The organism is Psychrobacillus sp. NPDC093200, assembly GCF_050280345.1.
Classification (GTDB): Bacteria; Bacillota; Bacilli; order Bacillales_A; family Planococcaceae; genus Psychrobacillus; species Psychrobacillus faecigallinarum.
The window spans coordinates 514,747-537,758 of record NZ_JBNNVC010000002.1; the positions used below are offsets into that span (position 1 = coordinate 514,747).

Below are 23,012 nucleotides of genomic sequence, written 5' to 3' on the forward strand. Positions count from 1 at the left end.
TATGACAGAAACAACCGAACAAAAATTTGTTCAAATGACTCCTGAAGGCAAAGAGTACTTAGGAACAATTGAAATTGCTCCTGAAGTAATCACAGTAATTGCTGGAATTGCTACAAATGAAGTAGAGGGTATCGCGGGAACGCGAGGAAACTTTGCTGCAGGAGTAGTAGAAAGATTAGGAAAAAAGGTGCATGGTAAAGGCATTAAAACAGAAATAACAAATGATGGTTTGTATATTGACGTATATTGTCTAGTAAAATACGGTGCTTCAGTACCAACTGTTGCAAGAGAAGTCCAATCCCAAATACGCCAAGCAATTGAGAATATGACTAGTTTAGTTCCAAAAGAAGTAAATGTTCATATTACTGGTGTGCAATTTGAAGCTACAGAATAATAGAAAAGGGCTCCCTAGGGGGCTCTTTTTCTTATTTTCTTCTTTCTAATAAGCACTTTCTAAAAAAATATGCTATTATGGGTTAGATAGCTACATTTAAAGGAGAACAAATAATGAAACGTAGAAAAGCAAGGGAGCTAGCACTGCAGGCAATATTCCAGCTAGACAATCATGAAATTACAATAGAAGAAGCTATAGGGCATGTTACTGAAGAAAATGACCCTTTTTTAACAGATTTAGTAAAGGGTACAATTGAACATAAAGAAGAAATCGATGCCTCTTTATCAGACAAGCTAGAAAACTGGTCTTTATCCAGATTGCCAAAAATCGAAAGAACAGTTCTTCGTATAGCTGTTTATGAATTATTATATGCAAACGAAGCTCCAGCAAAAGTAGTTATAAATGAGGCATTAGAAATATGCAAAGTTTATGGAGACGAAAAATCAAGTCGATTTGTTAATGGAGTATTATCCAAATATACAGAGCAATAATCTTCAACATTAAGGAGCGTTTATAGTGGCAGATAATCTAATTAATGGAAAAGAAATAGCTGGAAAAGTTACAGAAAAAGTAAAAGAACGTGTAGATAATCTAAAAGCAAAAGGTATTACACCAGGATTAGCTGTTGTATTAGTTGGTAGTGATCCAGCTTCTCAAACCTATGTGAACAGTAAAACTAGAACATGTGAAAGACTTGGTATGTACTCGGTTATGATTGAGCTGGAAGAAACTATATCTGAAGAAGAGCTTTTAAATAGTGTTGAAAAGCTAAATCAGGACGAAAAGATACATGGCATTCTAGTTCAGTTGCCTCTCCCTAAACAAATCAATGAGGATCGTGTAATTGCAGCTATATCTCCATTGAAAGATGTAGATGGATTTCATCCAGTAAGCGTAGGAAAGATGATGATTGGTCAGCCGACCTTCCTATCTTGTACACCTTTTGGTGTGATGAAGCTATTAGAATATAGCGACGTTGAAATAGAAGGAAAACACGCTGTGGTTATTGGGCGAAGTAACATCGTTGGAAAACCAATGGGTCAGCTCCTTTTACAAAAGAATGCTACGGTAACTTACTGCCACTCAAAAACGAAGAACTTACATAACCATACAAAGCAAGCTGATATATTAATAGTGGCTACAGGTCAGCCGAAAATGATTGACTCTAGTTACTTAAAAGAAGGCGTAGTTGTAATTGATGTTGGAATACATCGAAATGAAGACAACAAGTTATGCGGTGACGTAGATTTTGCTTCTGCAAAAGAAGTAGCATCTAAAATTACTCCAGTTCCTGGAGGAGTAGGACCAATGACTATTGCTATGTTAATGGAAAATACATGCTTGGCTGCTGAGAATACACTAGATAAATAAGCTAAAAGCTGTTCTACAGTAGAACAGCTTTTAGCTTGTCATCAAGTAGTAGGAGTTGATATTATGTCTCATACATATTTAACTGTAAAAGCTTTAACTAAATACATAAAAAGAAAATTTGATGCAGATACCCATTTGCGTGATGTGTACGTTAAAGGAGAACTTTCCAATGTGAAGGTACATTCTAGTGGTCACATCTATTTCACTCTAAAAGATGAGTCAGCTCGTTTAACATCTGTCATGTTTGCTATGAATGCTCGAGGTCTTAAATTTGTACCTGAGAGTGGTATGAATGTGTTGGTGCGTGGGGATATAAATGTATTTGAGGCAGCAGGTCAATATCAGCTATATGCATCTTCTATACAGCCGGACGGGATAGGTGAACTTTTTCTTGCTTTTGAGCAGTTAAAGAAAAAGCTTGAACAAGAAGGTCTTTTCCATCCTAGCAAAAAAAAACAGCTGCCAGCTTTCCCTAAAAAGATTGGTGTTGTTACTTCAAAGACAGGAGCAGCGATACGAGATATTTTGACTACTTTGGAAAGACGTTATCCAATTAGTGAGGTACTCGTTTTCCCAAGTATCGTTCAAGGCCCACAGGCAGCGCCTTCAATAGTGAAGTCTATTAGGGAGGCAAACGCCTTAGGTGATATTGATGTGATGATAGTGGGAAGAGGAGGAGGCTCCATTGAGGATCTTTGGGCATTTAATGAGGAAATAGTTGCTCGTGCTATTGCAGAGAGCAAAATTCCCATTATTAGTGCTGTTGGCCATGAAACAGATACGACTATTGCTGACTTTGTATCTGATTTGAGGGCACCTACTCCTACGGCAGCTGCAGAAATGGCAGTACCTAGTAAAGAGAACTTAATGAAGAATATTTTGTCTTACCAATCGGCTAGTCTTCATTTTGTTACGAAAAGACTTGCCGATGAAAAAAATAGATACCGTAGGGCTATTACTTCGCCTGTAATGGCAACTCCAGAAAAACTGTATCGTCCTTTTATAGAAAGGTATATTCGGGCAGAACAACAACTTCATAAAGAAGTTAAACGGATATCACAAGAAAAAAACAGGAACTTTTTTCAGTTAGAAAATAGATTTAAACAACTTTCCCCACAAAAGCTTATAACGATACAGTCAAAAACATTACAAACAAGTACCAATCAACTCACACAAGCAATGATTGCATCCTTTGAAAAAAATCGACAACAGTTTACTGGTTCGTTAAGAACTTTGCAGGCGTTAAATCCTTTGAAAATTATGGATCGCGGATATAGTATTACTTACAAAGAAGGCATATTAGTTAAGTCTGTAGAAGATGTCCAACAGGGTGATTCTATTTTTGTAACATTATCAGATGGTCAAATAGAGGCTACAGTTCAACAAGCAGTTAGTAAAGAGGGGGTAAAATAGCATGGCAAAAAAAGAAATTCCATTCGATGAGGCAATGCTACAATTAGAACAAATTGTACGACAGCTAGAACAAGGGGATGTTCCTCTTGAAAATGCGATTGAACTTTATCAAAACGGAATGGAACTATCTAAATTGTGCAGTGATAAATTACAAAGCGCTGAGAAACAATTAGTATCTTTCATGGGCGAAAATAAAGAAGAAGCAGGGAAAACTGATGAGTAACTTAAATACATTTATCCAAGCCAACCAACCGCTTATTGAACAACAACTGGAATCGATGATTAATGAAATTCAAGCACCTTCTCAACTAAAAGAAGCAATGCTATATTCCCTTAAAGCTGGTGGAAAGAGAATACGTCCCTTATATACGCTAGCGGTTTTACAGGAACTAAACGTTAAAAACGAAGATGCCATAAAAGTTGCTAGCACAATAGAGATGATTCATACTTATTCTTTAATACATGATGATTTACCTAGCATGGATAATGACGATCTTCGTAGAGGAAAGCCAACTAACCATAAAGTTTTTGGAGAGGCTTTGGCGATTCTTGCTGGAGATGCTTTAGTAACATTGGCTTTTGGAATTATTGCGAGACTAAAAAATCTGGATGCTGAACAAAAAGTCTTCTTAATCGACCGTCTTAGCTTTGCTTCAGGAGCTGAAGGGATGGTTGGTGGCCAAGTATTAGATATTCTTGGTGAGGGTAAAACTTTATCCTTAGAGGAATTAGAAGAGGTCCATATTAACAAAACCGGTGCACTCTTGTTATTCAGTATTATAGCAGGAGGAATTATTGCAAAAGCTAACGAGGCAGTCATGGATGCTTTGCGTCAATATGCTTTCCACATTGGTCTGGCATTTCAAATTCAAGATGATATTCTTGATATTGAGGGTACATCCGAACAATTAGGAAAAACTGCAGGAAAAGATATATTAAGTGAAAAGAATACGTATCCTTCTATACTTACAATGGCTGGTGCCAAAGAACAACTAAAAAGACAGTATGATTTAGCAACTGAGGCACTTAACCAAGTAAATCTTAACGATGGACTTTTAATAGAACTTGCTAATTACATAACAAAAAGGTCAAAATAAATAGCGTATAATTTTGTTTTATGAGTAAATATTGATATGATTATACCTAGCTGTATTTAAGGAAATCTAAAAGAAGGTGTGTGATGGCAATGGATTTAACTTCAATTTCTGGTCCATCCTTTTTAAAAAGTTTAGACAATGAACAATTAAAGGACTTAAGTGAAGATATTCGTTCGTTTTTAATAGAAAAATTATCAGTAACAGGTGGACATATTGGACCGAATTTAGGTGTAGTAGAGCTAACGGTTGCACTGCACAAGGCGTTTAATAGTCCAGATGACAAATTTCTTTGGGATGTTGGACACCAAGCTTATGTTCACAAGATTCTTACGGGTCGTGCAGATCAATTCGATACTCTTCGCCAATTCAAGGGTCTTTGTGGATTTCCAAAAATGATTGAAAGTGAGCACGATGTTTGGGAGGCAGGGCATAGTTCAACCTCGCTATCTGCAGCAATGGGAATGGCTAAGGCTAGGGATATACAGAAAAAGAAAAACTATGTTATTCCTATTATTGGAGATGGTGCTCTAACTGGTGGTATGGCATTAGAGGCATTGAACCATATTGGACACGAAAAAACCGATATGATTGTCATTTTGAATGACAACGAAATGTCTATTGCACCTAATGTGGGAGCTTTGCATAATGTCCTTGGAAAATTACGTACTCATGGCACATATAACAAAGCTAAGGATGAAATTGAGTCACTTCTGAAAAAAATTCCAGCAGTTGGCGGCAAATTAGCTGGCACAGCTGAACGTCTTAAAGATACTATGAAATACCTACTTGTATCAGGTGCATTTTTTGAAGAATTAGGTTTTACCTACTTAGGACCAATTGATGGCCACAGCTTTGAAGACTTAGAAGAAAACCTGAAGAATGCCAAAAAGATGAAAGGTCCTGTTCTTATCCATGTTATCACTAAAAAGGGTAAAGGTTTTAAACCTGCTGAACAAGACAAAATTGGAACATGGCATGGTACAGGTCCCTATAAAATGGAGACTGGAGATTTCGTTAAGTCTTCTTCAAAAGCCCCTTCCTGGAGTGCGCTAGTGGCTGAGACAGCAAGGAAACTAGCTCGTGATGATCGCCGTATTGTTGCTATCACACCTGCGATGCCAGTAGGTTCCAAATTGGAAGGGTTTGCATCAGAGTTTCCAGATAGAATGTTCGATGTAGGTATTGCAGAACAACATGCCACTACAATGGCAGCAGGAATGGCAGCAGAAGGTATGAAACCTTTATTAGTTATTTATTCTACATTCCTTCAACGTGCATATGATCAGGTGCTTCATGATATTTGTCGTCAAAACTTAAATGTGGTAATTGGAATAGATCGTGCTGGATTAGTTGGGGCAGACGGAGAAACACATCAAGGAGTATTTGATATTTCCTTCCTTAGACATATGCCTAATATGGTTATCATGATGCCAAAAGATGAAAATGAAGGACAACATATGGTCAAAACAGCATTTGACTACTCTGATGGTCCAATTGCTCTTCGTTATCCGCGTGGTAATGGTCTTGGTGTTATGATGGACGAAGAATTACATCCAATTCCAATCGGCACTTGGGAAGTCTTAAAAGAAGGCAGTCAAGCAGTGATTCTTACTTTTGGTACAACTATTTCAATGGCACTACAAGCAGCGGACGAATTAAGTAAACAAAATATCTCTGTAGAAGTTGTAAATGCTCGATTTATTAAACCTTTAGACGAAGAAATGCTTAAAGATATTCAAAAACGCAACATCCCTATTATTACTGTGGAAGAAAGTGCATTACAAGGTGGATTTGGCAGTGCTGTCCTAGAGTTTTATAATGAACAAAACCTACAAGCAAATGTTAAGCGCATCGGTATTCCGGATATCTTCATTGAACATGGTGAAGTAAATCAGTTGCTGCAAGAGATTAATATTACAACTGAAAGCATTGTGGAACTTGTAAAAACTTCCGTAAATGAAAGCCCAAGGTATATCTCCTTATGAGCAAGATTCCAAAGGAGAGAGTAGACATACTCTTAGTAGAACAAGGTTTGTTTGAAACAAGAGAAAAAGCTAAACGTGCTATTATGGCAGGTCTCATCTACAAGAACGAAGAGAGAATAGACAAACCGGGAGAGAAGATTGAAACCACTTCTATTCTAACTGTTAAGGGTCAGGTGCTGAAATATGTCAGCCGTGGCGGTTTGAAACTCGAAAAAGCAATAGAGCAGTTTGACATAGAGATTGAGAATAAGATCATGCTCGATATTGGCTCTTCAACTGGGGGATTTACAGATTGTGGACTCCAAAATGGCGTTTCACATGCGTATGCACTGGATGTCGGTAGTAATCAATTGGCATGGAAAATAAGGCAGGATTCACGTGTAACTGTAATGGAAAAGACAAACTTCCGTTACTCCACACCTGCTGATTTTCAAGAAGGATTACCATCCTTTGCCTCTATAGATGTTTCTTTTATCTCGCTTAAGCTTATCTTTCCAACATTAAAAACGATCTTGCTTCCTGGTGGAGACGTTATTGCATTAGTTAAGCCGCAGTTTGAGGCTGGAAAAGATCGAGTAGGCAAAAAAGGTGTAGTTAGAGAAAAAGTTGTTCATATAGAAGTCTTGAAGGAGATAGCAGATTTTGCTGAAAGCCAAAACTTCCAATTAAAAAATGCTTCCTTTTCGCCTATAACCGGGGGAGAGGGAAATATAGAATTTCTATTTCATCTGGTTAGTGTAAACGAGGGAGAAGTTACCTCACATGACATAGACTTTGAAAAACTAGTTAATGAGGCACATAATTCGTTAAAATAACCCGCGACTCATCATGAGTCGCGTTTTTTCTTGTTACTTTTGCAATGAAATGCTAAGGTATAATTAAAATAGAATATTTATACAGCAAGGAGATAATTATGAACAAAGGACAACGGCATATTCGTATAAGAGATATTATCGCGAATTATGAAATCGAGACTCAAGACGACTTAGTAGATCATCTTAAGAACGCAGGTGTTAACGTAACTCAAGCGACTGTCTCTAGAGATATTAAGGAATTACATTTAGTGAAAGTTCCATTGCCAAATGGAAACTACAAGTATAGCCTCCCGGCAGACCAAAGATTCAATCCTATGCAAAAACTGCATAGAGCGTTAACAGATGCCTTTGTTAGCATTGATGGAGCTAGCCATTTCTTAGTGATGAAGACACTGCCAGGAAATGCTCACGCAATAGGTTCTTTAATTGATTATTTGGATTGGGAAGAAATATTGGGCACAATTTGTGGCGATGATACGTGTCTGATCCTTTGCAGAGCCGAAAGTGATTGTGAGGCAGTTAAAAGCCGATTGCTTGAAATGTTATAGGAATATCACTTAAATGTATAAGTGAAATCTACTTCACTTATACATTCAAGCTGTTCTATCTTTAAATAGAGGTGATAGGTTTGTTAAAAGAACTTTCCATTAAAAATTTTGCGATAATAGATGAACTTACTGTAAGCTTTGAAGAAGGTTTAACTGTGCTAACTGGTGAAACTGGAGCTGGAAAATCAATCATTATTGATGCGGTTCATCTGCTTTGCGGAGGTAGAGGATCACAGGAATTTATTCGACATGGCGCAAAAAAGGCAGAGCTAGAGGGACTATTTATCATTTCAGATCCAAAGCATAGCGTTTTTAAGAAAATGCTAGATGTTGGTATTGATAAAGATGAGGAAACAATCATTTTGAGAAGAGATATAAATGAGTCTGGAAAAAGCGTCTGTAGAGTAAATGGGAAACTTGTAACAATTGGTATTTTAAGAGAAATTGGTGCCAGTTTAATAGATATCCATGGTCAGCATGAAAGCCAAGAGCTAATGGATGACAAGGCACATATTCACTTGCTTGACCAATTTGCTGGAGACGACCTGAAGGCAGTAAAAGAAGCGTATAGGGAATTATTTAGTAAATACAAAAAATGGAAAAAAGAATTGGCTACATTGACGGAAAATGAGCAGCAAATTGCCCATAAAATTGACCTGTACACATTTCAAGTAGAAGAAATTGATGAAGCTCAATTAAAAAGAGGAGAAGAAGAATCTCTTCAGAATGAAAAGAAAAAGCTATTAAACTTTCATAAAATGTTTGATAAAATCAGCAGCTCATATGATGCTATTTTAGGAGAATCTAAAGGATTAGACTATATAGGTTCTGCTATGTCTGATTTACAAGATATTTCGGATGTAGACGAGAATATGAAGGATTTAAGCGAAAGCGTTTCTTCGGCATTTTATATATTGCAGGACGCAGCACATCAACTTAAAAATGATTTAGATGAAATGGAGTATGACAGCAATCAACTTCAAATTGTAGAAGATCGATTGGCTTTAATACAGACTTTAAAAAGAAAATATGGAGCCTCGATTGAAGAAATTCTTGAATACAAAGAACAGATTCAACATAGCTTGGACCAATTAGTCAATCGAGATGAACAAATTCAAAAAATGGCAGAAAAAATACGTCAAATTGAAATAGATCTTCAGCTAGAGGCTAACGAGTTAACCGATAAACGGAAGGCCGCATCTTCCTTGTTGAGTAGCGCTATTATGGAGCAGCTTCAGGAGCTTTATATGGAAAAAGCAACTTTTGCTGTTATGTTCCATGATCATCCTAATCCTATCTATAATGAAGATGGTATAGACGATTTATCCTTTTATATATCTACAAACGTTGGTGAACCGTTAAAGGCTTTAACTAAAATTGCTTCAGGTGGCGAATTATCTAGAATGATGCTTGCTTTAAAAAGTATTTTTTCGAAGCATCAAGGCATTACCTCTATTATTTTTGATGAGGTAGATACTGGTGTGAGCGGCCGAGTTGCCCAAGCGATCGCTGAAAAAATTGCGGGCATTGCGACAAATTCACAAGTATTGTGTATATCTCATCTTTCCCAAGTTGCAGCGATGGCTGACCAGCATTTATTGATTAGAAAAGAAGTTTCTGGAAATCGTACCTATACGTTGCTGGAAGAAATAACGGATGACCAACGTGCCGAGGAATTAAGCAGAATGATGTCAGGCACGGAAATCACAACTACTACTTTAAAGCACTCCAAAGAATTACTAAAAATTGCAAATGAACGAAAAAAAGTGTTAAGAAACTCTTGAGGACCCATTACTTTTGGGTCTTCTTTTTTTATCAATTATTTACCTCACATAGAGTTCTTAGCGAAGGACATAGTAAAGTGTATGGGAGGTGAAATATGAAAAAAAGCTATCGAATTTGGTCGCTTTTGCCAATTATTTTCTTGACTTTATTCTTTCTAAGCACCACTGCATTTGCTTCTAAAGTTTCCGTTGTCCCGCTTGGGCAATCTATTCAGATCGACCTCCAATACGGATCTGTATTTCTTAGTCATGATGTCTTGATAACAGATGATTATTGGCTAAAATCTGGTGATACAATTCATCAAATAAACGACCAAACGATATCGAGTATTGATGACTTAAAAAGACAATTGAAAGACAAGAAACAAATTATTATTCAGTATGAGCGCAACAAAACAATGTATACGAAAGATATGAGTGCTGATCAAATGATTAAACTCTTTCCTTTCTTGCGTGATGCAACAGAAGGAATTGGAACTTTAACCTATTTCGATCCGTCAACCAATGAATTTGGCGCATTAGGGCACCAAATTGTCGATCATACATCTGGTGTTACGCCAAAATTTTCAGAGGGCTCTATTTATTTGTCCTCTATTGAGCAAATTAAAAAAAGCATTCCTGGCAAACCTGGATATAAAATTACTTCACACGGAAACAATAGTCCTCCCATTGGAGGAGTAAATGAAAATAACGTTTATGGAGTTTTCGGTAAGTTAGAAAACAAAGCATTAGCCAATATTCCAATGCATCAGGTAGCAGTAGCAGAAAAAGAAGAAATTACGACTGGCAAAGCTATCATGCGTACTTCAATCGATGGTGAAAAAGTACAAGACTTTACAATTAACATCTCTTCTGTCGATGGACATTTATTTCAATTCACTGTGACCGATCAACAGCTTATCAAAAAGACAGGTGGAATTCTCCAAGGAATGAGCGGTAGCCCAATCATCCAGGCAGACAAAATTATTGGCGTCGTAACTCATATGTATGTCGACAAACCCAAAAACGGTGCAGCTTTAGCAATAACTGAGATGATGAAAAAAAATCCATGAAGTATAGATGAAAAAGCTACATCCTATTTTGGATGTAGCCTTTTTTGTGTCTTAAGGTGGATATAAGGTCTTGCGTTTTTACGATACATAGGTTTAAAATGTTAATGAATAAAATTCGACAAAGCATAAGAAAAGATTTACAATTTGTCGTAATACCACGTAATCATAATAGGAAAGAATCATTTTTATTTTATAAAAAGGAAGTGGGAAAAAGATAGCGAATAATATCTATGTAAAAAATTACAAAAGGTGGATGAACTTATATGGAGAAAATAAAAATTGCAATAGTCGACGATAACAAAGATTTAATACGCACAATGGATTCTTATTTTGAGCAGCATCCTGAAATAGAGGTTATCGGTACTGCTTATAATGGAAAATTATGTTTGGAATTGTTAGAATCAATCAAACCAGACGTTTTGCTGTTGGATATTATCATGCCGCATCTTGATGGAATTGCTGTTTTAGACTCTTTACAGAAAAATAACAAGCTGAAGGATTTACAAGTCATCATGTTAACTGCATTTGGTCAGGAAGATGTGATGAAACAGGCTGTAGATCTTGGGGCCTCTTATTTCATGCTGAAGCCTTTTGAATTTGACCGTTTAGTGACACAAATTATTCAGGTTGCTGGAAGAAAGGGCTCTATTCAGGAAGCACCTGCAAAGTCCAATCCTGAAAAAGAAGCATTACAAAATAAGCGCATGATTGATAATACTATTACTAATGTTATTAAAGAAATGGGAGTACCTGCGCATATTAAAGGTTATTCTTATCTTCGTGAAGCAATTCAAATGGTATATGCTGATATTGAACTGTTAGGCTCCATTACGAAAGTATTATATCCAGAAATAGCAAAAAAATTTCAAACAACTCCTTCTCGTGTTGAGCGTGCCATTCGTCATGCAATTGAAGTAGCATGGAATCGTGGAAACTATGAAACTATCTCGAAAATGTTCGGCTACACAGTTCATCACTTAAAGTCTAAACCTACAAATTCAGAGTTCATCGCGATGATTGCAGATAAAATTCGCATGGAGAACATGGCTAGTTGAAAGTGAAAGAATCAAGCTTCCAGATATAAAATAATAGTGAACGGTGCAACGAATTTTTAACACCATTCCAATGAACTTTAATTTTGACGTAGCAACTAAATATCGTTGCCCGACCTACTATTAAGAGTGGGTCTTTTTTTATTTTAAGAATGGTAAATAACTTAGTATAGTTATTCAGTAGATTTAGAAATTAAGAAGAAGTAAAATCATTATATTATTTTTTTCTTATAGATATTTGTTTGAAGTATTATGGTAAAATATATTTATACTGAAAATTGGCAGAAAATTCATGGTATTGCTCCAGGTTTTATTATACATTAAATCAGTAAAACTTTATTACTGATCTAATAGGTGAAAAGATTTGAAAAAATATTTTTTAATGTAGTATCAATGTCATGTTGGAACATGTATTGTTTAATAGATTAATAAATATCCCTCCTCAAAAATGAATTTTTAAAGTAGTTTTGCAAGTTTTCAAGGTTGAAGAAGATAATATATCTTTAGAAGGGTTGAGAAGAAATTGGTTATTGAAGATAATGATAATTTAACCATAACTGAAAAGAATGGACAGGTCTTTTTGTTTACAAAAAAAGATGGTTTTAGTTTAAAAAAGTTCGAAGAATATATTAGAAAATACCCACGCTTTAAAATCACAAGTTTTACAGCTTTAAAAAAAGCACTCTCGGCTAAATCTACAGAACCTCAAGAAATAGGAAATTGGCTAGATTTAATTGAAATAGACATTAGTGCAGATTATATGCAAGTACTTTTAACTATAAACGAATCACCTACATATATTCAGGAAAATATCATAGAAGTGCAGACTCACATACATAAGCTACTCGAAGAACATAATATTAAATTTGGCAAGAAAACATTAGATATATTATCTTTAAAAACTGGCAAGCCTTTTATAATTGCACAAGGAAAGCCTCCCCAAAAAGGAGAAAATGCGCATGTCAGTTATTTAGAGCAAGCCGAAAAAAAGCCTGTGATAAACGAAGATGGTAAGGCAGATTATTTTGATATGAATTTTATCAAAGAGATAGAAGAGGGATCATGGCTAGGAGAAAAAGTTCCTGCTAAAGAAGGTATAGACGGTATAAATGTCTATGGGGAATATGTGCCGGCAAGTCCTGGAGATGACGTCCAACTTAAATACGATGCAAAATCTGCCTATGAAATTGAAGAGGATGGGAAAATCGTACTTCGCTCTAAAACAAAGGGTGTAATTGGTGAAGTAAATGGAGTGTTATCCGTACTAAAACATTTAATTGTAGATGGGGATGTTGGAATAGAAACAGGAAATTTAAAGTTTGATGGTTCTATTCAAGTTAAAGGTACTGTGATGGCTGGGTACTCTGTTATTGCTTCAGGTGATATTTCAATCGAAGGTAAAGAAGGAGTTAATTCCGCAGAGCTAATAAAATCAGCTGAAGGAGATGTCTTTATTAAAGGGGGCATTTTTGGTCGTGGAATAACCAAGGTAGAGGCACATAATAATATATATATTAAACATGCCAACGAATGTACACTACAGGCAAAAGAACAGGTTCATATCGGCTTTTATGCACTTGGTGCAACTATTTTTGCTCATGAAATTATATTAGATGATCGAAAAGGGAAAATTATTGGAGGAAAGGCTGTAGCAGTCAATTCAATTACAACAGCATTTAGCGGAAATAGCATGGAAAGAAAAACAGAACTTGTCGTGCAAGGTATAGACCGCAAAATCTTAACCGAAAATGCAAAAACTTTGGCAGAAAAGATGGTAAAGCTGCAAGAGGAAGCAACTAAATTAAACTATCAAATCTATCAGCTTGGCGAATTGAAAGACAATATGACTACTCAGCAGAACGGGATATATGAGAAAACTAAACAAAAATACAATCTTTTACAGCAGGATGTGAAAGAAACAGATAGAGAAATACAACGTATTTTAAAATTGCTAAGAAGTAACGTAGAATACTATGTTAATGTTACAAAAGAGGCAAATCCGGGTACCATTATACAAATTGGAAATAAATCTTCCTTATTAACAACTATTACAAAAGGAAAATTTAAGTTAGAAAATGGGGAGTTAAATGTCTAATCTACCGGTATACGCGCATCGTGGTGGCGCTACAAAGTATGTCGAAAATTCACTTAGGTCTTTTGAGTATGCAAAGAAAATAGGCGTGGACGGAATTGAAATGGATTTGCAACTTTCAGCGGATGGAGTGGCTTTTGTTACCCATGATTTAGACTTTTTTAGATTAGCGGGTATAAACAGAAGAATAACAGATATGGCTGCTGAGGAGATTCTTCAGCTAAAACTAGGGAAAACGTTTCTTCGAAGATTTTTATATTCAAGAGTACTTAGTTTTGACGAATTTCTATCTTTTTTTGAACAAACAAATTTGAAGCTAAACGTGGAATTTAAGGAATCTTTTCTTGGAAAAACAGAAAAAATTGAAGAAGTAGTGTACAAGACAAAAAATATTAAGGATGTTCATTTCTCTTCTTTTGAAGAAAGCATTTTAGAAACTATACAAAGAATGCCTATAAAAACAAAAACTGCTTTTATCGGAAAGAAAAATTCCAGTTGGGATGAAATTTTAGTTAATCGCTCATATGATGCCATACACCTTAACAAAAAATTCTTTGGTACTGAACTAATGGATAGGATATGGGAGGCAGGTTTTCCTATACGATTTTATAATATAAAAGGAACGGAGAAATATTTGAAAAATCCGCCCCAATCGGTTATTGGGTGGATTACTGATTTTCCACTGAAAGTAATAGAGCAACAAAATCGTTTATAAAGTTACATCTTTGTCCAAAATGAAATTTCCACCTCACAGAAAAATTTCTTACTATGTATTCTAAATAACAAAAAGACTATAGACATTTTCAAATTTCTTTGAATTTGTCTATAGTCTAAAGACACAGGCTTTTCTAGTCTGTGTCTTTTTTCTTTTGAAATCGTGGTGCAACTTTTCCGTTTTTTCTATCTCTATTTAATAAAAAACCTGCAAAGAAGCCTAGACCTAGAACTGTAAAGATTAATCCGCAAATAAACTGAACGGCTAGTCCTCCAATAGGAAGTATTTGTAATCCAAAAAATGTATCTCTCATTAATTTGATTCCAAAAGCTGCCAATATTCCCGGTATTAATAACACGATTAAAGCCAATAAACGAGCCACTTTCTTCACTCCTGTTCCTTCTATTTTAATTTTACATTCAAGTTTATGATTGTCAATGATTGAAACTTACGTTATGATATAGAAGAAATGCAATAAGTTGCAGAAAAAAAGTGGGGGTGTGCATATTTTTGCAAAACATACTCATTGTAGGTGCAGGTAACGGTGGATATGCACTTCTCAAGTTAATAGCGCAGGCGGATTACCTTCAGGTTACCGCTATTGTAGATATTAACGATGAGGCTCCTGGAATAATCTACGCTAAACAACATAACATACCAACTTATAATGAGTGGAGGAGTTTGTTAAGCAAGGATATTCAAATCATTATTGATGTGACTGGTCAGAAGGAAGTGTTCTATGAATTACTTCAGAATAGACCTGCCACCGCTGTATTGATACCTGGTGAGATAGCCAACTTAATCGTTACGTTGTTGGAAGAAAAAAATAGCTATATTCAAATTATCAACCAAAGAAAGGCCTTACAGGATCTCATTTTTAACTCCATAGAAGAAGGGATGATTGGCATTAACAGCCAAGGCATCGTCAACTTTTTTAATAAGAGCGCAGAAAGAATGACCTTAATTCCTGTAGAAGAGGCCATGGGTAAACATGTGGTTGATGTTATCTCCTTAAGTGAATTACCAAGAATATACGAAACAGGTAAGGTCGAACTGAACAAAGAACTTACTCTTGAAAGCGGTACCAAAATAGTTACCTCTAGGTATCCTATGGTCAATAATGAGGGTAAACGTATCGGAGCCTTCGCAGTATTTCAGGATATTTCGGAAGTAGTTCGTCTAGCCGAAGAAATTACAAATTTAACAGAAATACAAAAAATGCTTGAAGCAATCATTTATTCAAGTGAAGATGCAATATCTGTAGTAGACGAAGATGGCAAGGGGATTCTTATTAACCCTGCCTATACCCGAATCACGGGGTTTAGTGAAGAGGAAGTTATTGGGAAACCTGCTACTGCCGATATATCCGAAGGTGAAAGTATTCATCTAAAGGTACTTCAAACTAAAAAGCCTATTAGAGGTGTAAATCTTCGAGTCGGTAAGGAAGAGAAGGACGTCATTGTTAACGTAGCACCTATTTTAGTAAACAATCAGTTAAAAGGTAGTGTCGGTGTAATTCATGACATGACTGAAATGCGAGGTCTTATGAAGGAATTGGATCGAGCTAGGACTATTATTCGAACGCTTGAATCATCTTATTCCTTTGAAGACATAGTTGGTATTTCTGATGAGATCAACTTAGCAATAGAACAAGCAAAGCTGGCAGCGAATGTTCCAATAACCGTTCTTTTAAGGGGAGAGGTCGGTGCAGGAAAGGATTTGTTTGCGCATGCTATTCACGGAGAGAGCAGTCGCTCTATGTATCCTTTTGTACGAGTTAACTGTAGCTCACTAGAAGAGCACCTTTTAGAAAGAGAATTGTTTGGTTACCAAGAAGAAGGTATTACGTATCCAGGTAAACTGGAGGAAGCATTCAAGGGAACTATTTTCTTAGACGAGGTTGGGGAACTGACTAAGAAAACTCAGGCGAAGCTCTTACAGGTATTAAGAGAAAATGTTTTTGTACCTGTCGGGGGTACCGCACCTAAGCATGTGGATGTCCGAATTATTGCTGCAAGTAGTCTTAATTTGGAAAAAGCAATGAGAGAGGGTACATTTAGAGAGGACTTCTATTTTCAACTAAATCGAATGCCTATCTATATTCCTTCTTTACGCCAAAGAAAAAAAGATATTCCGCTTCTTGCGGAACGATTGTTAGTTAAACTTAACCAAGAGTTTGGTCGCAATATCGAGGGATTTACCAGTCAGGCACTTGAAATCTTATGTCTTTATGAGTGGCCAGGTAATGTGCGAGAATTAGAGAATATTATAAGTCGCTCTATGATCTTTCTTCAACCGAATGACCGTTTAGTAGACGAACGGCATTTACCAAAATTAATGCTTCAGTTATCAACGGAAGAAGATGAAGATTCGATTGCTCCCTTATCGGAGCAAATGGATGAAATGGAGAAAAGAGTACTTGCCCATGCACTTAATACATGTGAGGGTAATAAATCTAAAACAGCTAAAAGACTTAATATTTCATTACGTTCTCTGTATTATAAGCTGGAAAAATATAATCTCGTTTAATGGGGAAAATGTTCAAGTAAATAGGGGTATTTACTATAAATGATCTTAAACATGCATCAATTTAACTACTAGGAGGAACTTACAAATGGAAATCTTCAAATATATGGAAACTTATGATTACGAGCAATTAGTATTTTGCCAAGACAAAACTTCAGGACTTAAGGCGATTATCGCAATTCATGACACTACATTAGGGCCAGCACTTGGTGGGACTCGTATGTGGAATTATGCTTCAGAAGAAGAAGCAATTGAAGATGCTCTTCGTCTTGCTAAAGGGATGACATACAAAAATGCTGCTGCTGGACTCAACCTTGGTGGAGGAAAAACAGTAATTATCGGTGATCCATTAAAAGATAAAAACGAAGAAATGTTCCGTGCATTTGGACGTTTTATCCAAGGATTAAATGGTCGTTACATTACAGCAGAAGATGTGGGTACAACAGTAGCGGATATGGACCTTATACATGAGGAAACAAATTATGTAACTGGTATTTCAGAAGCATTTGGTTCTTCAGGTAATCCATCACCAGTAACAGCTTATGGTGTATACGTAGGAATGAAAGCTGCTGCTAAAGAAGCATTTGGTTCTGATTCTTTAGAGGGGAAAACAGTTGCAGTGCAAGGTGTTGGGAACGTAGCTTATACTCTATGTGAATTCCTACATAAAGAAGGAGCAAAATTAGTAGTTGCTGATATTAACCAAAAATCAGTGGATCGTGCAGTCGAAGCATTTGGAGCTGTTCAAGTAGGGGTAGATGAGATCTACTCACAAGACGTAGATATTTTTGCACCATGTGCACTTGGAGCAATTGTAAACGATAATACTATTCCACAATTTAAAGCTAAGGTTATTGCAGGATCTGCAAACAATCAACTGAAAGATACAACACATGGTGACTTAATCCATGAAATGGGTATCGTTTATGCACCAGACTACGTGATCAATTCTGGAGGAGTTATTAACGTTGCAGACGAATTATATGGATATAACCATGATCGTGCGATGAAACGTGTGGCAGGTATCTACGATAAAATCGAACGTATCTTTGAAATTTCTAAACGTGACGGTATACCAACTTATGTAGCTGCTGATCGTTTAGCAGAAGAGCGTATTGCTCGTGTAAGTAAATCTCGCAGCCAATTTTTACAAAACGGAAAACATATTTTAAATGGCCGTTAATCGATAATTTCATCTTAGTTGTAAATAGGCCGACTTTATAGATTTTTTGTAAAGCGGTCTTCTTATTTGGAAGGAGAGGACTTACTTGGCAAAAGAATATGACGTAGTCATTATTGGAGGAGGGACTGGTGGTTATGTAGCTGCCATTCGCTCGGCACAGTTAGGGTTAAAAACAGCAATCGTTGAGAAGAGTAAATTAGGTGGTACTTGCTTACATAAAGGCTGTATACCAAGTAAAGCCTTACTTCGTAGTGCAGAAGTTTTCTCCACTACCAAAAATCACGCAGCCGATTTTGGCGTAAATACTAGTGAAGTAACACTAGATTTTAGCAGAGTGCAAGCACGTAAGGAATCCATTGTAAACCAATTGTTTCAAGGGGTTCAGGGATTAATGAAAAAAGGGAAAATTGATGTTTATGAAGGAACTGGCAGAATGCTTGGTCCATCTATATTCTCACCTTCACCTGGTGGTACAATCTCTGTGGAGATGAATAACGGTGAAGAAAATGAAATGCTTATTCCTAAAAATGTTGTAATTGCTACAGGATCTCGTCCTCGCTCCTTACCTGGTTTAGTTATAGATGGTTCCTTAGTGATGACTTCAGATGAGGCATTATCAATGACAGAGCTTCCAAAATCTATTCTTATTGTCGGCGGAGGAGTAATCGGTATTGAATGGGCTTCGATGTTAAATGATTTTGGTGTGGAAGTTACTGTGATTGAATATGCAGATAGAATTATACCTACCGAGGATAAAGATATTTCTAAAGAAATGCAAAAACTTTTAAGCAAAAAAGGAATTACATTTGCAACAAACGCAAAAGTGCTTCCTGATACTTTAAATACTGTAGACAATGTTGTCAAAATCTCAGCTGAGGTTAACGGTGAAACGCAATCTTTTAGTGCTGAAAAGATGCTTGTATCAGTTGGTAGACAGGCAAATACAGAAGGTATTGGTATCGAGAATACAGATATTGTTATAGAAAATGGATTCATAAAGGTTTCTGAAACATTTCAAACGAAAGAATCACATATATATGCAATTGGTGATGTAATCGGAGGTCTACAATTAGCCCATGTAGCTAGTCATGAAGGGATAACTGCAATAGAGCACATCGCAGGAGAAGACATAATTCCTATAAATTATGATCTTGTATCTCGCTGTATTTATGCAAGTCCGGAAAGTTCGAGTGTAGGAATAACAGAGCAACAAGCAAAGGAACAAGGGTTTGATGTAAAAATAGGCAAGTTCTCTTTCAAAGCAATTGGAAAGGCTCTTGTATACGGTGAATCGGATGGCTTTGTGAAAATTGTTGCCGATAAGAAAACAAATGACATATTAGGCGTTCATATGATTGGACCTCACGTAACGGATATGATTTCAGAGGCTGGTTTGGCAATGGTTCTAGATGCTACTCCTTGGGAAATGGCACATACAATTCATCCACATCCTACCTTGAGTGAAATCATGGGAGAAGCAGCGTTAGCTGTAGATGGTAAAGCTATTCATATGTAAAAAAAGGGGGATTTCTATATGACAAACAATCGTCATGAGGAGCTTGGGTTAACAAATGAAGATGTATTAAAAATGTTTGAGACGATGCTAATGGCACGCCGTATTGATGAGCGTATGTGGTTATTGAACCGTGCGGGTAAAATTCCATTTGTTATCTCTTGTCAAGGACAAGAGGCAGCACAAGTGGGAGCGGCATTTGCTCTAGATAACACAAAGGATTATATTGCACCATATTATCGCGATATGGGAGTAGTACTGCATTTTGGTATGACACCTAAAGATTTAATGCTATCTGCATTTGCTAAAGCAGAGGATCCGAACTCTGGCGGACGTCAAATGCCGGGGCATTTTGGACAAAAGAAGAATCGTATTTTAACTGGTTCCTCTCCAGTTACAACACAGCTTCCCCATGCAGTTGGAGTCGCTCTAGCTGCTAAGATTGAAAAGAAGGACTTTATCACTTTTGTAACGCTAGGCGAAGGTTCATCTAACCAAGGTGATTTCCATGAAGGATTGAACTTTGCAGGGGTGCATCAATTACCTTGTATCACAATGGTAGAAAACAACAAATATGCTATATCTGTTCCTTTTGAGCGCCAAGTTGCTAGCAAAAATGTCGCAGATCGTGCCAGCAGCTATGGAATGCCAGGTGTTACAGTAGATGGGAAAGACCCAATCGAGGTTTATAAAGTAGTGAAAGAAGCAGCTGATCGTGCAAGAAATGGAGAAGGTCCTAGTCTTATTGAGGCAGTGACTTACCGATTAACTGCCCACTCATCAGATGACGATGATAGACAATACCGTACTGCAGAAGACATTGCAGAAGGGAAAGCATTAGATCCTATTATTACATTTGCAAAATATTTAAGAGATTTAGACATTCTGTCAACAGATCTTGAAAAAGAAATAAATGATCGCATTATGAAGGAAGTAAATGAGGCGACTGATTATGCAGAAGCTGCACCATATGCTGCTCCGGAAGATGCATTAAAACATGTCTATGCTGAAAAAGACGGGGGGAACGCATAATGGCAATCATGTCTTATATCGATGCAATAACACTTGCAATGAAGGAAGAAATGACTCGTGATGAGCGCGTTTTCGTTCTTGGTGAAGATGTTGGACGTAAGGGTGGAGTGTTCAAGGCAACCAACGGACTTTATGATGAGTTTGGAGAATACAGGGTTCTAGATACTCCTCTTGCAGAATCTGCTATTGCGGGAGTAGGGATTGGGGCTGCAATGTACGGTCTTCGTCCTATTGCTGAAATGCAGTTTGCAGACTTTATCATGCCTGCTGTTAACCAAATTATCTCAGAGGCTTCACGTATTCGTTACCGTTCTAATAATGATTGGACTTGTCCTATAGTAATTCGTGCGCCTTTTGGTGGCGGAATTCACGGTGCGCTTTATCATTCTCAATCTGTAGAGGCTATTTTTGCTAACCAACCTGGACTAAAAATCGTTATTCCTTCTACTCCATACGATGCCAAAGGATTATTAAAAGCGGCTATTCGTGATGAAGACCCGGTTATGTTCTTTGAGCACAAGCGTGCTTATCGCCTTATTAAAGGAGAGGTTCCGGACGAAGATTACACGATTGAAATTGGAAAGGCAGATGTAAAGCGTGAAGGGGAAGATATAACAGTTATTACTTATGGTCTGGCTGTTCATTTTGCTCTTCAAGCAGCAGAACGTTTAGAAAAAGATGGCATTTCTGCGCATATTTTAGATTTACGTACCATTTATCCTTTAGACAAAGATGCAATTATCGAGGCTGCTTCCAAAACCGGTAAAGTGTTACTTGTAACAGAGGATAACAAAGAAGGTAGCATAATTAGTGAGGTGGCAGCGATTATCGCCGAGAATTGCTTGTTTGATTTGGATGCTCCGATCATGCGCCTTGCTGGTCCTGATGTTCCAGCTATGCCATATGCCCCTACAATGGAAAAATTCTTTATGATTAATCCAGACAAAGTAGAAAAAGCAATGCGTGAGCTAGCTGAATATTAAGTTATTGGAAATATGCTTAGGTGAATTTGATCTATTAAAGGAGGAACCCATATGGCACTAGAACAAATTAAAATGCCTCAGCTTGGGGAAAGTGTAACCGAGGGAACAATCGAAAAATGGTTAGTTAAACCAGGCGATCATGTAAACAAATATGATGCACTTGCAGAGGTCAATACGGACAAAGTTACTGCAGAAGTACCTTCTTCCTTTACAGGAGTCATTAAAGAACTTGTTGCAAATGAAGGAGATACGCTTGCAGTTGGAGAAATCGTCTGTACAATTGAAACAGAAGGCGGCTCTACCGAGGAAAAAATTGTAGAAGTGAAGGAAGCAGCTCCAGAAGAACCAACTGCAGAAACAGTTAAACCAGCTGAAGTGAATAAACATATCCAATCAGCACCGGCAGAACGGGATAAAGGAATAAAAGCTCGTTACTCTCCTGCAGTTCTTAAACTTTCTCAGGAGCATGACATAGACCTTTCTTTAGTAACAGGTACTGGTAATGAAGGCAGGATTACTCGTAAGGATCTACTAAAAATCATAGATAGTGGAGAGATTCCAAAGGCTGCTCCTGCTGCAAAATCTGCCGTAGAAGAAGCGCCGGCTGTATCTTCTGCTCCTGCGAATTCCCAACCAAAGTCTGCTCCTGTTAATGTTCCAGTCGGAGCAGGTGATATTGAAATTCCTGTTACAGGCGTTCGAAAAGCAATTGCAGCTAATATGCTACGTAGTAAGCATGAAGCGCCTCACGCTTGGACAATGATAGAAGTGGATGTAACTAATCTTGTTCAATACCGTGACTCTATTAAAAATGAGTTTAAACAAAAAGAAGGCTTTAACGTTACATACTTTGCCTTCTTCGTTAAAGCAGTAGCACAAGCATTAAAAGAGTTCCCGATGATGAACTCTATGTGGGCTGGTGACAAAATAGTCCAAAAGAAAGACATCAATATTTCGATTGCGGTTGCAACAGATGATGCATTGTTTGTTCCAGTGATTAAACAAGCAGATGAAAAGACTATTAAAGGGATTGCACGTGAAGTTAATGAGCTTGCAGGAAAAGTTCGCTCTGGTAAGCTTAAATCAGATGAAATGCAAGGTGGTACTTTCACAGTCAACAATACTGGTTCATTTGGTTCTGTTCAATCAATGGGTATCATCAACTACCCACAAGCAGCAATTCTTCAGGTGGAATCTATTGTTAAGCGTCCAGTTATTATGGATGGCGGCATGATTGCTGCAAGAGATATGGTGAACCTATGTCTATCTTTAGACCACCGCGTGCTAGATGGCCTTGTTTGTGGTCGCTTCTTAGCTCGTGTGAAAGAAATATTAGAAAATATTTCGAAGGAAAATACATCTGTATATTAATATTCAGGCGAGAAGTCCCTCAGTAAGGGCTCTCGCCTTTTTTTATTTATAAAACTTAAGTCCCTTTCGTTTACTTTTTTAAACTA

General features: G+C 37.0%; 21 protein-coding genes. 20 read left to right on the plus strand and 1 reads right to left on the minus strand.

The features are described 5' to 3' along the window. Position 1: 1 nt before the first annotated feature. The 14 genes from ACQKNZ_RS10190 to ACQKNZ_RS10255 all read left to right on the plus strand — a co-directional run bounded on the left by ACQKNZ_RS10190 (position 2) and on the right by ACQKNZ_RS10255 (position 14,318). Positions 2–394: an Asp23/Gls24 family envelope stress response protein gene (locus tag ACQKNZ_RS10190; protein WP_144536016.1), complete on the plus strand. Its 393-nt coding sequence runs from the start codon at positions 2–4 to the stop codon at positions 392–394. Positions 395–507: 113 nt separating this feature from the next. Next, entirely contained in the window at positions 508–885 is a 378-nt protein-coding gene (nusB, locus tag ACQKNZ_RS10195) for a transcription antitermination factor NusB (protein ID WP_144536018.1), read from the plus strand. 25 nt (positions 886–910) lie between these two features. After that, positions 911–1,765, plus strand: a complete 855-nt coding sequence (folD, locus tag ACQKNZ_RS10200; protein WP_144536020.1) for a bifunctional methylenetetrahydrofolate dehydrogenase/methenyltetrahydrofolate cyclohydrolase FolD — start codon at positions 911–913, stop codon at positions 1,763–1,765. Between the two features lie 60 nt (positions 1,766–1,825). Then, complete coding sequence (gene xseA, locus ACQKNZ_RS10205) at positions 1,826–3,178, plus strand: exodeoxyribonuclease VII large subunit (RefSeq protein WP_427660140.1); 1,353 nt, start codon at positions 1,826–1,828, stop codon at positions 3,176–3,178. A 1-nt stretch (position 3,179) separates the two neighbouring features. Continuing rightward, positions 3,180–3,401 (plus strand): exodeoxyribonuclease VII small subunit, encoded by a 222-nt coding sequence (gene xseB / locus ACQKNZ_RS10210; RefSeq protein ID WP_144536024.1) that lies wholly within the window; start codon positions 3,180–3,182, stop codon positions 3,399–3,401. Continuing rightward, complete coding sequence (locus tag ACQKNZ_RS10215) at positions 3,394–4,275, plus strand: polyprenyl synthetase family protein (RefSeq protein WP_427659485.1); 882 nt, start codon at positions 3,394–3,396, stop codon at positions 4,273–4,275. Before xseB ends, ACQKNZ_RS10215 begins: the two co-directional genes overlap by 8 nt. A gap of 89 nt (positions 4,276–4,364) precedes the next feature. Continuing rightward, positions 4,365–6,260: a 1-deoxy-D-xylulose-5-phosphate synthase gene (gene dxs / locus ACQKNZ_RS10220; protein WP_340844481.1), complete on the plus strand. Its 1,896-nt coding sequence runs from the start codon at positions 4,365–4,367 to the stop codon at positions 6,258–6,260. After that, entirely contained in the window at positions 6,257–7,075 is an 819-nt protein-coding gene (locus tag ACQKNZ_RS10225; RefSeq protein WP_144536040.1) for a TlyA family RNA methyltransferase, read from the plus strand. Before dxs ends, ACQKNZ_RS10225 begins: the two co-directional genes overlap by 4 nt. Positions 7,076–7,173: 98 nt before the next feature. Continuing rightward, a complete protein-coding gene (gene ahrC / locus ACQKNZ_RS10230) occupies positions 7,174–7,623 on the plus strand; it encodes a transcriptional regulator AhrC/ArgR (protein ID WP_144536042.1) in 450 nt (149 codons plus the stop codon). Positions 7,624–7,703: 80 nt separating this feature from the next. Next, a complete protein-coding gene (gene recN / locus ACQKNZ_RS10235; RefSeq protein WP_144537153.1) occupies positions 7,704–9,407 on the plus strand; it encodes a DNA repair protein RecN in 1,704 nt (567 codons plus the stop codon). Between the two features lie 95 nt (positions 9,408–9,502). After that, complete coding sequence (locus tag ACQKNZ_RS10240) at positions 9,503–10,459, plus strand: SpoIVB peptidase S55 domain-containing protein (protein WP_144536044.1); 957 nt, start codon at positions 9,503–9,505, stop codon at positions 10,457–10,459. Positions 10,460–10,722: 263 nt separating this feature from the next. Continuing rightward, on the plus strand, positions 10,723–11,514 hold the full coding sequence (gene spo0A / locus ACQKNZ_RS10245; protein WP_144536046.1) for a sporulation transcription factor Spo0A: 792 nt from the start codon (positions 10,723–10,725) through the stop codon (positions 11,512–11,514). 520 nt (positions 11,515–12,034) lie between these two features. Then, the gene (locus ACQKNZ_RS10250) at positions 12,035–13,606 is read left to right on the plus strand and encodes a FapA family protein (RefSeq protein WP_144536048.1); all 1,572 of its coding nucleotides are present in this window, start codon (positions 12,035–12,037) and stop codon (positions 13,604–13,606) included. Then, on the plus strand, positions 13,599–14,318 hold the full coding sequence (locus tag ACQKNZ_RS10255) for a glycerophosphodiester phosphodiesterase (protein ID WP_144536050.1): 720 nt from the start codon (positions 13,599–13,601) through the stop codon (positions 14,316–14,318). The genes ACQKNZ_RS10250 and ACQKNZ_RS10255 overlap by 8 nt, the downstream gene beginning before the upstream one ends. Before the next feature lie 133 nt (positions 14,319–14,451). On the opposite strand, the gene ACQKNZ_RS10260 is transcribed toward ACQKNZ_RS10255, so the two are convergent. Beyond that, a complete protein-coding gene (locus ACQKNZ_RS10260; RefSeq protein ID WP_144536052.1) occupies positions 14,452–14,700 on the minus strand; it encodes a DUF2627 domain-containing protein in 249 nt (82 codons plus the stop codon). A 128-nt stretch (positions 14,701–14,828) separates the two neighbouring features. Between ACQKNZ_RS10260 and ACQKNZ_RS10265 the strand changes: the two genes are divergently transcribed. The 6 genes from ACQKNZ_RS10265 (at position 14,829) to ACQKNZ_RS10290 (ending at position 22,926) form a co-directional block, all read left to right on the plus strand. Next, positions 14,829–16,847 (plus strand): sigma 54-interacting transcriptional regulator, encoded by a 2,019-nt coding sequence (locus tag ACQKNZ_RS10265; protein ID WP_427659490.1) that lies wholly within the window; start codon positions 14,829–14,831, stop codon positions 16,845–16,847. Between the two features lie 85 nt (positions 16,848–16,932). Next, complete coding sequence (gene bcd / locus ACQKNZ_RS10270; RefSeq protein WP_144536056.1) at positions 16,933–18,027, plus strand: branched-chain amino acid dehydrogenase; 1,095 nt, start codon at positions 16,933–16,935, stop codon at positions 18,025–18,027. 85 nt (positions 18,028–18,112) lie between these two features. Beyond that, positions 18,113–19,543 (plus strand): dihydrolipoyl dehydrogenase, encoded by a 1,431-nt coding sequence (gene lpdA, locus ACQKNZ_RS10275; RefSeq protein ID WP_144536058.1) that lies wholly within the window; start codon positions 18,113–18,115, stop codon positions 19,541–19,543. Between the two features lie 18 nt (positions 19,544–19,561). Beyond that, positions 19,562–20,572 carry a thiamine pyrophosphate-dependent dehydrogenase E1 component subunit alpha gene (locus ACQKNZ_RS10280; protein ID WP_144536060.1) on the plus strand — a complete coding sequence of 337 codons (1,011 nt, stop codon included), beginning with the start codon at positions 19,562–19,564 and terminating at the stop codon, positions 20,570–20,572. Then, positions 20,572–21,555: an alpha-ketoacid dehydrogenase subunit beta gene (locus ACQKNZ_RS10285; RefSeq protein WP_144536062.1), complete on the plus strand. Its 984-nt coding sequence runs from the start codon at positions 20,572–20,574 to the stop codon at positions 21,553–21,555. The genes ACQKNZ_RS10280 and ACQKNZ_RS10285 overlap by 1 nt, the downstream gene beginning before the upstream one ends. 51 nt (positions 21,556–21,606) lie before the next feature. Beyond that, a complete protein-coding gene (locus tag ACQKNZ_RS10290) occupies positions 21,607–22,926 on the plus strand; it encodes a dihydrolipoamide acetyltransferase family protein (protein WP_427659493.1) in 1,320 nt (439 codons plus the stop codon). Positions 22,927–23,012: the final 86 nt, after the last annotated feature.

Excerpts from the sequence above, each read along its gene's own strand:
- ACQKNZ_RS10240 (WP_144536044.1), top strand. The coding sequence starts at position 9,503 with ATGAAAAAAAGCTATCGAATTTGGTCGCTTTTGCCAATTATTTTCTTG.
- ACQKNZ_RS10225 (WP_144536040.1), top strand. The coding sequence starts at position 6,257 with ATGAGCAAGATTCCAAAGGAGAGAGTAGACATACTCTTAGTAGAACAA.
- dxs (WP_340844481.1), top strand. The coding sequence starts at position 4,365 with ATGGATTTAACTTCAATTTCTGGTCCATCCTTTTTAAAAAGTTTAGAC.
- ACQKNZ_RS10290 (WP_427659493.1), top strand. The coding sequence starts at position 21,607 with ATGGCACTAGAACAAATTAAAATGCCTCAGCTTGGGGAAAGTGTAACC.
- nusB (WP_144536018.1), top strand. The coding sequence starts at position 508 with ATGAAACGTAGAAAAGCAAGGGAGCTAGCACTGCAGGCAATATTCCAG.
- ACQKNZ_RS10215 (WP_427659485.1), top strand. The coding sequence starts at position 3,394 with ATGAGTAACTTAAATACATTTATCCAAGCCAACCAACCGCTTATTGAA.
- ACQKNZ_RS10280 (WP_144536060.1), top strand. The coding sequence starts at position 19,562 with ATGACAAACAATCGTCATGAGGAGCTTGGGTTAACAAATGAAGATGTA.
- ACQKNZ_RS10255 (WP_144536050.1), top strand. The coding sequence starts at position 13,599 with ATGTCTAATCTACCGGTATACGCGCATCGTGGTGGCGCTACAAAGTAT.
- bcd (WP_144536056.1), top strand. The coding sequence starts at position 16,933 with ATGGAAATCTTCAAATATATGGAAACTTATGATTACGAGCAATTAGTA.
- spo0A (WP_144536046.1), top strand. The coding sequence starts at position 10,723 with ATGGAGAAAATAAAAATTGCAATAGTCGACGATAACAAAGATTTAATA.
- xseB (WP_144536024.1), top strand. The coding sequence starts at position 3,180 with ATGGCAAAAAAAGAAATTCCATTCGATGAGGCAATGCTACAATTAGAA.
- ACQKNZ_RS10285 (WP_144536062.1), top strand. The coding sequence starts at position 20,572 with ATGGCAATCATGTCTTATATCGATGCAATAACACTTGCAATGAAGGAA.
- ahrC (WP_144536042.1), top strand. The coding sequence starts at position 7,174 with ATGAACAAAGGACAACGGCATATTCGTATAAGAGATATTATCGCGAAT.
- ACQKNZ_RS10190 (WP_144536016.1), top strand. The coding sequence starts at position 2 with ATGACAGAAACAACCGAACAAAAATTTGTTCAAATGACTCCTGAAGGC.